The 13752-nt window shown below is 51.9% G+C and carries 15 protein-coding genes; 6 read left to right on the top strand and 9 right to left on the bottom strand.

Annotation, left to right across the window (positions count from 1 at the left end; all coding sequences use genetic code 11):
• Positions 1–252 precede the first annotated feature (252 nt).
• Entirely contained in the window at positions 253–1047 is a 795-nt protein-coding gene (gene attM, locus MMW58_RS04875; RefSeq protein WP_166646216.1) for an AttM family quorum-quenching N-acyl homoserine lactonase, read from the bottom strand.
• A 159-nt stretch (positions 1048–1206) separates the two neighbouring features.
• Between attM and MMW58_RS04870 the strand changes: the two genes are divergently transcribed.
• On the top strand, positions 1207–2091 hold the full coding sequence (locus MMW58_RS04870; RefSeq protein WP_076945878.1) for a LysR family transcriptional regulator: 885 nt from the start codon (positions 1207–1209) through the stop codon (positions 2089–2091).
• A 316-nt stretch (positions 2092–2407) separates the two neighbouring features.
• Here MMW58_RS04870 and MMW58_RS04865 read toward each other — a convergent pair whose 3' ends face one another.
• Positions 2408–3319, bottom strand: coding sequence for a LysR family transcriptional regulator (locus MMW58_RS04865; protein ID WP_076945877.1), 912 nt, complete (start codon positions 3317–3319; stop codon positions 2408–2410).
• A gap of 112 nt (positions 3320–3431) precedes the next feature.
• Between MMW58_RS04865 and MMW58_RS04860 the strand changes: the two genes are divergently transcribed.
• The 4 genes from MMW58_RS04860 to MMW58_RS04845 all read left to right on the top strand — a co-directional run bounded on the left by MMW58_RS04860 (position 3432) and on the right by MMW58_RS04845 (position 7108).
• On the top strand, positions 3432–3878 hold the full coding sequence (locus MMW58_RS04860; RefSeq protein ID WP_241722830.1) for an ester cyclase: 447 nt from the start codon (positions 3432–3434) through the stop codon (positions 3876–3878).
• 23 nt (positions 3879–3901) lie between these two features.
• Entirely contained in the window at positions 3902–4822 is a 921-nt protein-coding gene (locus MMW58_RS04855; protein WP_241722829.1) for an NADP-dependent oxidoreductase, read from the top strand.
• A 48-nt stretch (positions 4823–4870) separates the two neighbouring features.
• The gene (locus tag MMW58_RS04850) at positions 4871–5797 is read left to right on the top strand and encodes an SDR family NAD(P)-dependent oxidoreductase (RefSeq protein ID WP_241722828.1); all 927 of its coding nucleotides are present in this window, start codon (positions 4871–4873) and stop codon (positions 5795–5797) included.
• 540 nt (positions 5798–6337) lie between these two features.
• Positions 6338–7108 (top strand): IclR family transcriptional regulator, encoded by a 771-nt coding sequence (locus MMW58_RS04845; protein WP_241722827.1) that lies wholly within the window; start codon positions 6338–6340, stop codon positions 7106–7108.
• Between the two features lie 301 nt (positions 7109–7409).
• Here MMW58_RS04845 and MMW58_RS04840 read toward each other — a convergent pair whose 3' ends face one another.
• The 7 genes from MMW58_RS04840 to MMW58_RS04810 form a co-directional block, all read right to left on the bottom strand.
• The gene (locus tag MMW58_RS04840; protein ID WP_241722826.1) at positions 7410–7757 is read right to left on the bottom strand and encodes a RidA family protein; all 348 of its coding nucleotides are present in this window, start codon (positions 7755–7757) and stop codon (positions 7410–7412) included.
• A 57-nt stretch (positions 7758–7814) separates the two neighbouring features.
• Positions 7815–8858, bottom strand: coding sequence for a pyridoxal-phosphate dependent enzyme (locus tag MMW58_RS04835; RefSeq protein WP_241722825.1), 1044 nt, complete (start codon positions 8856–8858; stop codon positions 7815–7817).
• Positions 8859–8938: 80 nt separating this feature from the next.
• Positions 8939–9670: an amino acid ABC transporter ATP-binding protein gene (locus MMW58_RS04830; RefSeq protein ID WP_241722824.1), complete on the bottom strand. Its 732-nt coding sequence runs from the start codon at positions 9668–9670 to the stop codon at positions 8939–8941.
• A 23-nt stretch (positions 9671–9693) separates the two neighbouring features.
• Positions 9694–10347 (bottom strand): amino acid ABC transporter permease, encoded by a 654-nt coding sequence (locus MMW58_RS04825; protein WP_241722823.1) that lies wholly within the window; start codon positions 10345–10347, stop codon positions 9694–9696.
• A 3-nt stretch (positions 10348–10350) separates the two neighbouring features.
• Complete coding sequence (locus MMW58_RS04820; RefSeq protein WP_241722822.1) at positions 10351–11046, bottom strand: amino acid ABC transporter permease; 696 nt, start codon at positions 11044–11046, stop codon at positions 10351–10353.
• 28 nt (positions 11047–11074) lie between these two features.
• The gene (locus MMW58_RS04815) at positions 11075–11893 is read right to left on the bottom strand and encodes a transporter substrate-binding domain-containing protein (RefSeq protein WP_241722821.1); all 819 of its coding nucleotides are present in this window, start codon (positions 11891–11893) and stop codon (positions 11075–11077) included.
• Positions 11894–12506: 613 nt separating this feature from the next.
• Complete coding sequence (locus MMW58_RS04810) at positions 12507–12911, bottom strand: winged helix-turn-helix transcriptional regulator (RefSeq protein ID WP_241722820.1); 405 nt, start codon at positions 12909–12911, stop codon at positions 12507–12509.
• 31 nt (positions 12912–12942) lie between these two features.
• Between MMW58_RS04810 and MMW58_RS04805 the strand changes: the two genes are divergently transcribed.
• The gene (locus MMW58_RS04805; RefSeq protein ID WP_241722819.1) at positions 12943–13752 is read left to right on the top strand and encodes an SDR family NAD(P)-dependent oxidoreductase; all 810 of its coding nucleotides are present in this window, start codon (positions 12943–12945) and stop codon (positions 13750–13752) included.

Below are 13752 nucleotides of genomic sequence, written 5' to 3'. Positions count from 1 at the left end.
TTCGTTATTGAGAGTTCGCTGACTTAATACCGCATTCAATACTGGCCTGACCCTTGTTCAATTATAGCTGCTCACATCCGCTCCGGGTACGAAGCGGATGTGAGTGCTGTTGGTCAGTTGAGAGCGAGGAGCGGAAGTTGGAAATTGAGTTGCCTCGGATATTGCTAGCATTGCCGTCTGTTAGTAAACGGAGAGTAGGTCACGTTTTGCCATTCCGATCGGTCCGTTTTTAAAGAATGAATGAGCAATGATTCAACTGTACCAGGCTGGAGCAAGCCTGATTTTTTCCCATTCTTCAGGGTCATGACCGGGTATTAATATCGCGTTATATCGCTCGGTAAGCTGGCGTAGCTTTTGGACAGACTGAGCGACATCAGTGGCTGACGTCATCAGGCCAGGGAGCGCCCTCTCATGGTAATGATCTAAGGTGTAAGCCGCGTCAATCGCTAGCGTAAAATTTGTACCGCTGGGTAATCTGATAAGAAAAGATTGATGCCCGGGTGAATGCCCTGGCGTGAAAATGCACTGTAACGTGCCATCACCGTAAAGGTCATAGTTATCCTCAGACAACCCGTTTAGAAAAAGCCAGTTGAGTTCAGGATGATCGTAATCGAATCGGCAATAAGCTCCAGATGTAAACCAGTCAGGAGCAAAGGCATATTCATACTCTCGCCTCTGAACCACATGAGTGGCATGTGGGAAACGACCAATCGCGCCGGTATGATCAGAGTGCAAATGGGACAGTACCACGTAGCGGATATCTTCTGGGGCGACGCCAATCCTTTTAAGCTGTTCCAGGCAGCCCTGCTCTTCTGACATCACCGGTTTAAACTGCTCTATAGCACTTCCCCAATAGGCACAGGGGTCTTTCAATCCTTCGACAGCCAGACCACCGTCAATCAGGGTAAAACCATCCGAATGTGTCAGAAGGAACCAAGGGACCGGAATTTCATAACTCTCTCCCACTCCCTGATTCATCCGAATATGGTGATATTTACAATGCTGCGTTCCTGACTGGAACATGAAAAGTTTGATATCTGACATAATTATCTTCCACTAATAAATCAACAAAATAGATTCATATTTTGCTTAACTCTTATTTGAGCGTTGAGTTTTCATCATCTCGCAGAAGAACAGTAGATGCCTGTATCGAATTACTTTTATCGGTAAAACCAATATAATCGCTAAATGGATCTCTTCTCAGCAATGCGCATATTCATCAGGGTGGTTGAACGGGGCAGCATGTCGGCTGCAGCCCGCGATCTCGGCATTGGCCAACCCGCCGTCAGTGAAAGAATAGAAAAACTGGAAGCACATCTTGGTACGCGTTTGCTAAGGCGCAACACGCGGAGCATGTCTCTGACGCAGAGCGGTAATTTGTTTTATGAGAGAAGCAAAGCGGCGATTCAGGCGGCAGAGCACGCTCTTTCTGTGAATGAAGAAAATCAGGGGCTGCAAGGCAAAATCCGTATTGCGGCGCCTTATTCTGCCGGTGAAAGCTTACTGATGCCTGCACTGTTACAGCTTCAGAACGAACATCCGGGGCTGCAGGTCGATGTCATTTTTAACGACCGTGTCATCGATCCTGTCACTGAGGGTGTGGATTTATCATTGAGGCTAGGAGAGGTCTCAGAAGGATTTTTTGTCGCACGTCCACTTGGTAGCGTACGCAGAGTGTTACTGGCCTCCCCTGCTTTGCTGGCTAAAATGGGTTATCCGCACTCTCCAGATGCGCTGGCTGATTATCCATTTGCCGCTGTTTCTGGCGTATTTGCCAGTCATCGCATTCCATTGCTCACCTCTGAAACCCAACTCATTAATGTTCCCGTCAACGTTAAATTTCAGTCCACGCACTGGCGAAGTGTCCTCTCCTATTTATTAGCTGGACACGCCATTGGTGTTTTGCAATTTCCGGTTTGCATAAACGAAATTGAAAAGGGCGCGCTAATCCCCCTTTTAAACCACTACCAGATCCCGCCTTTTAGTGCCTGGTTGCTCCATCCACCGGCGGGCATGATGTCATATGAAACGCGAATTTGCGCATCTCTGCTGGAGGGTTATCTCAGAGAGTCTCTGCTTGAGTTGATGTGATACGAATAACGTCCGCTTCTGGCGCATAGGTGACCGTCATATTACGTTCAACTCAGATCATCAACGGCTTCAGTCCCCTTCCCTCCTGCGTCATATTTGCCACAAAAAGTCATTGCCTCATCCATGACTAACCTACTAATAAATATTCAAAATATGAACCCGGCAAACTCTATGCGTGGCAGAGCAGGAGCATTGTCGATGCCAAACGGCCTCCTGCCCTGGCTGACGCACAGGCAAATGCATAAACCCTCTCTGGTGTTTATGGCGGCGATGGCAGGCTGACGCTACCGTCCGAACTCGAATACTGGCCGGGTAGCTACAGCGCCAACGCGATGGATTCGATCAGCGTCCGCAGCCACTTCTGCGCCTGGTGGCCATCGCTTCGACGATGCCAGATCAGATGAAAAACGATCTCGGGCAAAGCAACCGGCGGCGGGAAAAAGGCCAGCTGTCTTCCAGCCGGAGATTGAAGCGCGACCCGCTTCATGACGGTTGCCGTCATACCGGTGCGGGCCACGATGGCCGGTAGGGCGAACATGTGAGGAAGCGTTAGCGCGAGCGTGCGCCGCTGGCCCAGCTGGGCCAGTGCCTGATCCACGAGACCATGTCGCTGACCCTCCGGCGAGGCGAGCGCATGGGGAAGTGACAAATAGGTCTTCATATTCATACCGCGTCTTGCTGCGGGATGCTTACTTGCGATGATGGTGACGAATTCGTCACGCAGGATCGGCCGCGTCAGGATGCGGCCATCGGAATGCGTAGGCGGCACGCCAATGGCAGCATCGATCGCTCCGGCATCGAGCAGGTCCACCGCATGGTCACGGTCGTTAAAGGCATGCACATTGACCGAAATACCGGGCGCCTGTTCTGCGAGCGCCTCTAACAATGCGGGCAGCACCACGAACGCCGGATAGTCTGGCAGACCCAGGTTGACCGTCAGCTTTGCTTCCGCCGGAACGAAATCCGGCTTCCTGACCAGAGTGGCTTCGAGCTGCCGCAATGCCTGCGAAATGGGCTCGGCCAACTCGCGCGCGCGCGGCGTCGGCAGCAGGCCTTCGGCGCTGCGCAAAAACAACGGATCGCCTAACAGCTTTCGTAGCCTGGACAGGGCTGCGCTCATGGCTGGTTGACTCACCCCAACCCGGGTGGCGGCTCGCGTCACATTACATTCGCTCATCAGCGCGTCAAAGGCGGCGAGCAGATTCAAATCAATGCCATGAAAATCCATAAATCAAATAATCCATTATACCGTTTATTTGTTAGACGGATTTTATCATCGAGCAGATACTCTCGTCACTCTTAAGCAATCGCACGTAACCGCAACCCAACCAAGGTGACCCATGAATACAGAGAGTCCTGAACTCACCGAACGCCTGCGCATTGAGCGCCTGGCCGTAGAAACGCTCTATCGCGCCTTCAGCGAAAAGAATCCCGACCTGGTTGATACCGTACTGGCGCCGCAGTGGGACGACATCCCGCTTGCGCCGAATCAAGGCCCTGGGCCGGAAGGCATCAAGCCGATCATCCGCAGCTTCGGCGAGGCTTTTCCCGATGTACATATTGCCATCCACGACATGATTCAGGTGCCCGGCCGGATCGGCGTGCGTGCAGAGATCGGCGGTACGCATCAGGGAGAATTTTTCGGCATCGCCCCGACTGGCAAGAAGATAAGTTTTCGACTGCATGAATTTCACACGCTGAGCGACGGTCGTGTCACCACCACCTGGCATATGGAGGACTGGTTCGGCCTGTTCATTCAGCTCGGCCAGTTCCCGACTCAATCCTGATCGTATTGAAGACGAGGTTCATCATGAAAGCAGCGTTAATAAAGCGTTTTGGCGGCCCGGATGTCGTCAGCATCGGCGAAGCACGCGTACGCGATCTGCAGCCGGATGAGGTTATGGTTCGCATTGAGGCGACAGGCATCAATCCGCTGGACGTAAAAATTATTGCAGGCTACCTGCAACAGGTTTTCCCGATCGATTTTCCCTACGTACCAGGCACCGATTTTAGCGGCGTCATCGAAGCCATCGGTGCACGGGTCACGCATCTGCAGCCGGGAAATCGCGTGTTTGGTCGCAGCATGCCTGATTCCGGCGGCGCAATTGCGCAGCACATTGTCATGACTGCTGCCGACCTGTGCATCATGCCAGCGGCCATGAGCTTCGAGCAGGCGGCCGCTCTCCCGACCGCGTTCGGTACGGCCCGTCAGGCGCTCTTTGATGTTGGCCGCCTGCAGCGTGGACAGCGCGTGCTGATCCATGCCGCAGCGGGTGGCGTGGGCAGCATGGCAATTCAGCAAGCACATCTGGCCGGCGCATACGCGATCGGCACCGCCTCGGGTGCAAACGTCGAGCTGGTGAAAAGCCTGGGAGCGGACGAAGTCATCGACTACCGCACGCAAGACTTCTCGTCATTGCGCGACATCGATCTTGTCCTCGACACCTTAGGCGGAGAGACGCTTGAAAAATCATGGTCGGTACTGCGTCAAGGCGGCCGTATCGTGAGCTTAGTGGCGTTCGACATTCAAGGCAGAGACGGGATGGCAGGCGAGTCCGTGTTTTTCACCAGCGCCACGCCCTATCTTCCGGAAGCGAGCAATCAGTTTCAGGCCGGCCATCTCCAGATTGTGACCGATACGATTTTCCCGCTGGAAGACGCTCGGGCTGCGCTGGAAAAAGTAGCGACAGGCCACGTGCGCGGGAAAGTGTTAATCAGGACGCGCAGCTAAACCCGAACTCCCCCGGACATTCGATATTACCCAGGCAGGAGCTACCCCATGACACAAGAAATAGAAAACTCGCAGCAGGTCGTGCTGGTGACTGGTGCCGGCTCTGGCATCGGTCGCGCGATTGCCCTGTCGCTTGCACGTGCAGGTCATCAGGTTTACGCCAGCATGCGTGAGATTCGGCAAAAGAATCGCGAACGTGCCGATGCGCTATTGGAACTTGCGCAAGAGGAGAACCTTTCACTGGATGTGGTTGAGCTTGACGTTCTGTCCGAGGTTGCCTGTCAGGCGGCGGTCAACCAAATTCTCGCAAGGAAAGGGCGAATCGACGTGGTGGTAAACAATGCCGGGATGTTGATGACCGGTATTGCCGAGGCGTTCTCGGTACAACAGTTTGCGCGTATTATCGACACTAACGCCCTCTCCTGGCTGCGCGTTAATCGCGCAGTTTTACCGGCAATGCGCCGGCAAGGATACGGTCTTCTGATGTACGTGGGTAGTACGACTACCCGCCTGCATGAACCTTTCCTTGGCCCCTATATTGCCAGCAAAGTTGCGGGTGATGCGATAGCCGAGATCATGGGTATGGAGGTGCGCCCCATGGGCATTGAGAGCGTCATCCTGGTTCCGGGTGCGTTTACGTCGGGAACCGAGCATTTCGAGCATTCCAATGCCCCCGAATACCTCTCAATCGAGCAGCAGTATAAAGATTTGCCGAATCGAATAGCGAGCCTGGGCGATCGGCTTAGTGCGATTGATGCGGCCAACGGAGGAGCATTGAATGTCTCGGCGGTAGGTCAAGCCGCTGTCGATGTGCTGGCTCTCCCCCGCGGCCAACGTCCATTCCGCGCGGTTATTGATGGCCAGCGTAAAGGTACGGAAGCGGTGGATGCTGTTTACCACGAGAAGCAGGCGGCTTTCCTGCGTCAAATGGGGCTAGAAGATTTGACTCCACCCGCGCCATCAGGCGCAGTTTAATAACCCACAAACCAATATCTGAGGCTCGATTATGATTGTGAGAACTGTCCCCTGGCCCGGCCCCATAGTTGGCAAAGCTTCTTATCTTTCTCTGGAGGAAAATACCGACAGCTTTATCCAGGCCAGTGGCCGGCCCGTTGAGGGCAGCCTCCATACTTCCGGCATCGTTACAATGATAGCGCTGCTATACCGCGCACCACAGACCCCATATTTTTATCGCCACCTGCGCCAGAAGAGAACCATGCTAATAATTAGTCAGAATTAATGCACACTAGCTAACAATATAATGAATTTATTGCCATAACCGCATTAATACCTTTCTTTTTCTGCGTTCCTAAAACAGGCGTTTTTCCTCCGGGCACGGCGCTAGTCAGTGCGTACACAATTCTGGTATATTGGAATTCGTTACGCTTGACGCCGCCGTTGGCCTGCTTATAAACACCGTCACCACCAGGCTATACCGCGGCAAAAGCACGATAACCTCCAGAACATTCGCGCCCATATCGGGGTAAGATTAGCGGTTTCGCGATAAGGATTCGCATGAAGAACGGAAATGTAAGAGCCCGTGGTATCGATCGTGTCGTTGATGTGCTGGAGTTTTTCCGGACAACGAGGCAACCCGCAGCCATCGGCGATATCGCACGTAAATTAAATGCTCCTCGCTCGACGCTCTATGAGATTGTCAGCCGGCTGACCGAGGCCGGCATTCTGGAGAGCATAGATAATCAGGGACGCGTATTCTTTGGCAGTGCGGTGTATTTTTATGCCGATGCCTATCTGGCTTCCCAGCCATTGCTGCGAAGCGGACGAGACGAGGTTATTCGTCTGGCGGAAACAACCGGAGAAACGACCCAGCTTTGCATGTTATTTGGCAACAAATATACCGTGGCACATATGCAGCCGGGCAGCCGTCTTTTCCGGATAAGCTCTGAAACGGGGATTCTGGTGCCAATTCCCTGGACAGCATCAGGACGTGTGCTTTTGGGTAATATGAGCGAAGAGCAGGTGATGAACTTTATACCGGCTGATGATTTTCAGTTACCCACGGGGAAAATCATTCCCATCTCGGATTTTATGCAAGATATTCAAACCGCGCACGACCAGGGCTATGCGATTACCTCTGCGCTCACGGATGAACTAACCTGCTGCGTAGCGGCCCCCATTCTTCACCAGACATCGGGACAACCCGTCGCAACCGTCTGTTTTGTATTACCTGTCAATACGGATGATGACCGTAAAAAAGAACTTATTGAGCTACTGAAAGCCAGCAGCCGTACAATTTCTGTAAGGCTCGGCACGGGGCAATTCTGATAACAGGATGATGAATAGATCGGTTAACTATCAATATAAAAATACCGATCCACGCCCCTTTATTGCCCTCCGGGAATACGAGCGTAGCACCACAGACACATATGCATCCTGCGTTGTGTCTGTGAGCAGCGTTGAGAAACTTATTTTTTGGCTAAAGCAATACTCTCCATCCTCTGGAAATAATCAATAGCGCCCATAATATTGCATGCAGCATTTCTGGAGCATTCAGCCGAAGCCAGAAAACCAGCGCGATAACGCCTACGAATATAACCTTTTTTGCGGCCGTCTGCTCTCGCCAGATTTATTCTATGAAACCGACGGCAGACATCTCTACTTTTAAGTCAGAATCGGCAAGTCGGGCTTCAATACAGGCGCGGGAGGGCGGATTTGCCGGATCGATCCATGCATCATAAATCTTATTCATGGCATCAAAATCAACTATATTTGGCAAGAAAACCTCCACGCTCATCAGCGTTGACTTACTTCCCCCGGCCTCTTTCATTAGCGCTTCAATTTTATCAAGTACCTGACATGTCTGCTCTTCCAGGGACGCTTTGCGATTATCCGCAGTCTGGCCTGCAATATAGACAAACCCACCATGAACAACGGCCTGACTCATCCGGGAACCTACCACTAAACGTTTGGCCATAAATGGACTCCTTTCAATTAAATATAATCGGATAAACTGAATAATTAGCAACGGACGTCAAACAAGTCGCGCTCTGATAGCGTGCTGCGAAACAAATTCACAAATATGTTTAGCCATATCCTGGCGTTCAGGTGTTATTTCCGCACGGGAAATATCGCCACGATAGGTATGTTTAAAACCTGAAGCGGTCAGTATGCACAGAACAGGCTCAGAAGTTCGTAGCTGAGCGCGCATTAGCCAGGCGACACCGGCTGCTGACGACAGCTCGACATCGATGCCATCGAACTGCAGCAGCGCCTGCCGTGCTGCCATCATCTCGTCATCCGATACGGCCGCCGCCAGGCCTCCGGATTCCCTCAGCAGGCGCAGTGTGTATGTACCATCCTGAGGATATCCATTCAGCCTGTCAGCAATGGCTACAGCCGAAGTATCCACGCTGGTTGTCCAGGGCGTCACTTCCGTTCTGTGCTCGTCGAACGCCTGCACTATCGGGCAACAGCCTTGTGCCTGAACGGCAACGAGAGCGGGCAATTTCCCGGTTTGCTGGGCAACCCCATGGCCGGTCCCCACCAATACAGGCCCTGCGCTTATTGGTGCAACAACGGTATTGATGCCGGCTCCCAGCTGACGTGACGCTTCGATGCCAATCGGACGACAGGCCCATTCAGCCACAGGAGCGGCGAAAGTCGAATACAAACGATAGAGGTTAAACTCTGCCGCGATAATATCCGCCGCCCTGTAGGCTTCACTGGGGTCGTTACCTGCCTCGATAATCACAGCACCTCGTGCTGCGACTGGCGTGATTCGCTCGGGCGCGGTTCCTTTCGGGACAACGGCATAGACCGGCAATCCAGCGCCTGCGCCCGCTGCCGCTGCCGCCAGCGCGGCATTACCGCTTGAAGGCACAACCACGCCTTTGGCCTGCGTGAGGCGCGCATTAGCAACGGCCAGTCGCATGATCCGATCTTTGAATGACCCCGTTAAAGGACCATTTTCGTATTTAAAGAAAACGTTATTCAGGCCAGGAATTCGGCTGGAGATCAACGCCGATTGGGGCCAGCGTGACGTATTGGCTTCTTCATAAGGGAAAGATTCAGCCACGATACGTACGCCACCGCAGCCGCAGTACCCCACGCTCTCATCCGATGCAGTTCCACAGTCAACACAGATAGCCAGCATGATTAACGCTCCGACAAACGACGCATAAATTGTTGAATACGCGCATCCTGCGGACGAAGCAAGATATCGTCAGGCGAGCCGTCGGCCAGGATGCAACCTTCTTCCATAAATACCACGCGATCGGCAACGTCCCGCGCAAAGTTCATTTCGTGCGTGACAACCAGCATGGTCATACCCGTTTCCGCCAGAGATCGCATAACGCCTAACACTTCGCCAACCAGCTCCGGATCGAGCGCAGATGTTGCTTCATCAAAAAGCATAATTCGGGGGTCCATGGCCAGCGCGCGGGCTATAGCAACCCTTTGCTGCTGCCCTCCGGAAAGCTGGCTTGGGTAAGCATCCCATTTTTGTTCGAGGCCCACTTTGGCCAGCAGCTCTCTTCCCCGGACTTCCGCCTCTTTCGATGAACGCTTGAGCGCCAGTTTCTGCGCTAACATGACGTTGCCACCGACGGTAAGATGGGAAAAAAGGTTGAACTGCTGAAACACCATACCGACATGCTTGCGTATATCGCGTAATCCTTTTTTGTTGGCCATTGAGATGCCATCAACGGTAATGTCACCGGATTCAAAAGACTCCAGCCCGTTGATCACGCGAAGCAACGTGCTCTTTCCCGAACCACTGGGGCCGACGATCGCCAAAACCTGTCCAGCTTCAACGGTCATGTTGATTCCGTTCAGTACGCTCAGTGAGCCAAAACGTTTATAAACATTCTTCATTGTCAAAAGTGACATGGACTAATCCTCAGATACGCTATTTACACACCGAAGCGTGAAAGTCGGCGTTCAAGCCATTCGCTGAATTTAGAAATGGGGAAACAGATGATGAAATACAGGAAACCAACGGTAATAAGGACTTCGAGTGGCCGACCATACTGGAGTAATAGCTCCATTGCCCGACGCATCAGTTCGTTATAACCAATTACGGTTGCGAGCGACGTATCCTTTATTACTGAAACATAGACGCCGACCAGCGGTGGCAGCGCTATCCGCAAACCCTGCGGACAGACGACGTACCAGAGTCGTTGCCCAAAGCTTAGCCCCAGCGCGGAAGCGGCTTCGATTTGGCCTTTGGGTACGGCCTCAATGCCAGAGCGCATAACTTCGGCAACATATGCGCCGGTATAAAGCGATATGGCGCAGAATGCTGCCCAGAACTTATCAACCTGAATCCCCAGCATCGGCAAGCCGAAGTAAACGAAGAAAAGCTGCATCAACAGCGGGGTACCGCGGAATACCTCAATATATATGCGCAAGAAAAAATTGATAATAGTGATATTGAGCGCCCGCAATACGCTTACGCAGGTACCAATAAGTGTGCCAACGGCAATCGCGATCGCTGAAAGAAAAAGCGTGGTTTCAAAACTTTCCAGCAGCAGCCACTTAGAAAGCCATATAGAAGAAAAGTCCATGATTTAACCCCTCGATCTTTTTGGGAACAACCAGCGAGAGAGCAGCAGTAATCCCAACGAACTCCCCAGCGTTAGTACCAGATAAATCACGGTAGAAAACGAATAAACCTCAATAGTCAGAAAAGTATTCGCGCTTATCTCGTTGGTTTGCCCTGTTAGCTCAGGAACCGCAATAACAGAAAGTAATGAAGAACCAAGGATGGTAGTAATAAACATGTTTGATAGCGCGGGGAAAATGGCCCGCAGCGCTACCGGGGCGACAACCCTGGCCAAGGTTTGTCCGGGAGACAAAGCCAGCGCGATAGCGGCTTCACGATGGCCCTTAGGAACTGCACTGACCCCTGCCCGAAAAATCTCGCCAAGATAGGCCCCCACATTCAGGCCCAACCCCAGCGTACCGGCAACCATTGGCGGCAGACGTAGCCCAAGACCGGACAGGCCATAAAAAACAATAAATATCTGCAGCAGCACGGGAGTATTACGTATAACTTCCACATACAGGGTGGCTAACCAACGCACGGATGCAACGGTACTCGTTCTGCCTGCGGCAATAATGATACCGACAACAATAGCCAGCAAAAATGCAAGACACGTTATCACCAGGGTTAACCATGCTCCCTGTAGCAACAAGTTATAAAAACCTGTTATCGATCCCCAATCTAAAAACACTGGATATTCCTCCATAAAAAGGCAGGGCATTTCGCCGAGCCTTTATCAGACGCAGGTATTAAATCTGAGGATTAAGTGGAGCTGGCATATCTGAATTAAACCATTTCCGGTAAAGCTCATGGCCTTTACCGCTGGTATTTAATTCAAAGACAAACGTATTGACCCAGGCTAACCAGTCCGGATCCCCGCGCTTGACGCCAATGCTGTTATAATCAACGAGGTTTTTAAAGGCAGAATCAATAACGACCTTAATTTTACCATCCATTTTCGCCTGGTAATTAAGGAAGTTACCATCTTCAATCATTGCATCAACCTGCCCTTGTTTAAGCGCCAGAAGAGCGGCCGCCGAGCTGTCAAAACGTTGAATATCGGCGTTGGGGACGGTGGCAGTAAAAACGGCATCCTGCGTGGTGCCCTTAATAACCGCGACACGCTTGCCGCTGAGATCTTTCGCGCCGCTTACGGTGCTGTCTTTCGGTACAGCAATGGCCATTACGACCGCAGTAATATAAGGGTCGCTAAAACTGACAACCTTGGCTCTTTCCGAGTTGCGCGTAAATTGGCCAATAACCATATCCACCTTGTCGGTGCGTAAGTTTGGAATACGGTCGGAAGCGGTGGTATCGACAATTTCGAGTTTAACCCCCAGCTTTTGGGCGGCCAGCTTCGCCACATCGACGTCAAATCCTTCGGGCTCACCTTCCGCATTCTTCATACCAAAGGGAGGTAGGCTGAGAATTATCCCTACTCTCAACGATTTACTAGAGATCACCTTATCCAGCTTCGATGATTCCTGCGCCATTGCCGGACCTGACAACAACGCGATCAGACCCACGCTGGCAAGAGCGAGTACCCCTGCTTTCAAGAATTTAAACATTTTGTTTTCCCCGACAGTTGTCCGATATACAGACATGTTAGTCTGTATATCGGACAATGTATAGAAACTGCTCTCCCCCTACAAGTCGTTGCCGTCACAGAATAGATATGAAAACCTTATACTAGATTAACTCGCTATAAATTCTTATTTTATAGGCTTAATTACAACGACATAAGCCTGATATATAGTGCAAAGATAATATCTTTTACGGCCATTTCCATAAAAAATGCTGGTGCATTTATTCTTTCTGACTAAACAGTCGTGAGTATCAGCGGAAGAGAAAAACTTATATCAATATATATTGCAGGGGATTTTCTGCGGGAAAGAACCGCGTCAGAATATTCTTAAAATAAATATTAATTACAATAGGTAAGGTGGTCTCTGAGGGCTCTTGTAACAGACGCGCTCCGCAGGCTTAGCTATCCTGAACGCTATTAGCCCGTCGTTTTTAAAACTATCCGGCACATGCCCGACGTTTATATTGCGGCCGAGTTTCACAACGTCCGGGTAGATAATGGTGGCGTCATATCCCAACCGGGCAGAAAAACCGATCGTGTGCACGAATACGTCGGGTATGTCGTGCCAACGCACCTGATTGAGTCGCCCCTTCCCGCTAAACATTGTCCGTCTTTTCAAGATAATGCCGCGAAAACTCTCTCATCGAAATCAGCACCGGCAGTAGAGCCATCCCCGCAGCGGTCACGCCATATTCAACGCGCGGGGGCTGTTCGCCAAAATCGGTCCTGAAGATGAGCCCGTCGCTTTCCAGCTTGCGCAGATGCTGAGTCAGCACCTTATGGGATATTTCAGGCATGCTTTTTAAGAACTGCGAGTGGCGCATTCCGGGCTCGGCGCAGAGCCTGAAGAAGATCGGCAGCGTCCATTTTGCGGAAATTAATTTAACCACCTGAGTCACGTGGGCAACGGAGCCCTCTGGCCCCAGACAGCGTTCTCTTTCTTCATACTCTACAGGCACTTTTAGGTGCCTAATTGATTCGTTCATCGGTTTGTCTTCCAATGGGCTGCAATAGGGTTACAGGAGAAAAGCTATGGACCTGAAGCTTAAAGGTAAAACCGCGCTGGTAACGGGCAGCAGCAAAGGTATCGGTGAGGCTATCGCCAGAGCGCTTGTCGGTGAAGGGGCTACCGTCATTATACACGGCCGCGATCGGTCAAAAGCGGAAAGCGTCGCGAACGATATTAAAAATCAGGGCGGGCAGGCCTACTTTGTCAGCGGTGATTTGACGAGTGACGACGATGTCAGGCTTCTTTTCGATCGGGTAAATTCCTTCCCGAAGACGGTAGATATTCTGGTCAACAACGCCGGTGGTTCCGGACCCACTGAAGAGTGGACGTCAACCCGCCCGCAAACATGGGCTGAGGGATATGATAAAAACGTCCTCTCCGCCCTGCGGGTCATCAACCATTTTCTTCCGGGGATGCGCGCTCAGGCGTGGGGAAGAGTCATTAATATTTCGAGCATGGCGGCGCTGATGCCGCCGGACAAGCGGCCAGATTATGCTGCGGCGAAGGCCGGAATGCTTGCCATGACCTCATCCCTGTCAAAGGCGGTTGCGCAAGAAGGCATCACGGTGAATACCGTTTCACCCGGCACCATTCATAGCCCCAGCCTGGACAAAGCCTTCCGGCAAACGGCTAAGAATGTCGGCCTGTCTGACGATGCGCGATGGGAAGAAGTTGAACGCTCGGTGCTTCCCATGTTCGCCCAGGTTCCGATAGGCCGCGTGGGAACGCTTGAGGAAATAGCCGATGCTGTCACATTTCTTGCCAGCCCCCGGGCAAGCTACATTACCGGAACGAATTTAAGACTTGATGGCGGCATGTGGCCCGGACTCTAA

Source organism: Klebsiella sp. HC6 (assembly GCF_022605325.1).
GTDB classification, from domain to species: Bacteria; Pseudomonadota; Gammaproteobacteria; order Enterobacterales; family Enterobacteriaceae; genus Klebsiella; species Klebsiella terrigena.
Note: the sequence above shows the minus strand (reverse complement) of the source record. Positions and strands in the feature narration are given on the sequence as shown.

Excerpts from the sequence above, each read along its gene's own strand:
- MMW58_RS04850 (WP_241722828.1), top strand. The coding sequence starts at position 4,871 with ATGACACAAGAAATAGAAAACTCGCAGCAGGTCGTGCTGGTGACTGGT.
- MMW58_RS04870 (WP_076945878.1), top strand. The coding sequence starts at position 1,207 with ATGCGCATATTCATCAGGGTGGTTGAACGGGGCAGCATGTCGGCTGCA.
- MMW58_RS04825 (WP_241722823.1), bottom strand. The coding sequence starts at position 10,347 with ATGGACTTTTCTTCTATATGGCTTTCTAAGTGGCTGCTGCTGGAAAGT.
- MMW58_RS04820 (WP_241722822.1), bottom strand. The coding sequence starts at position 11,046 with ATGCCCTGCCTTTTTATGGAGGAATATCCAGTGTTTTTAGATTGGGGA.
- MMW58_RS04805 (WP_241722819.1), top strand. The coding sequence starts at position 12,943 with ATGGACCTGAAGCTTAAAGGTAAAACCGCGCTGGTAACGGGCAGCAGC.
- MMW58_RS04845 (WP_241722827.1), top strand. The coding sequence starts at position 6,338 with ATGAAGAACGGAAATGTAAGAGCCCGTGGTATCGATCGTGTCGTTGAT.
- MMW58_RS04855 (WP_241722829.1), top strand. The coding sequence starts at position 3,902 with ATGAAAGCAGCGTTAATAAAGCGTTTTGGCGGCCCGGATGTCGTCAGC.
- MMW58_RS04860 (WP_241722830.1), top strand. The coding sequence starts at position 3,432 with ATGAATACAGAGAGTCCTGAACTCACCGAACGCCTGCGCATTGAGCGC.
- MMW58_RS04815 (WP_241722821.1), bottom strand. The coding sequence starts at position 11,893 with ATGTTTAAATTCTTGAAAGCAGGGGTACTCGCTCTTGCCAGCGTGGGT.
- MMW58_RS04865 (WP_076945877.1), bottom strand. The coding sequence starts at position 3,319 with ATGGATTTTCATGGCATTGATTTGAATCTGCTCGCCGCCTTTGACGCG.
- MMW58_RS04830 (WP_241722824.1), bottom strand. The coding sequence starts at position 9,670 with ATGTCACTTTTGACAATGAAGAATGTTTATAAACGTTTTGGCTCACTG.
- MMW58_RS04840 (WP_241722826.1), bottom strand. The coding sequence starts at position 7,757 with ATGGCCAAACGTTTAGTGGTAGGTTCCCGGATGAGTCAGGCCGTTGTT.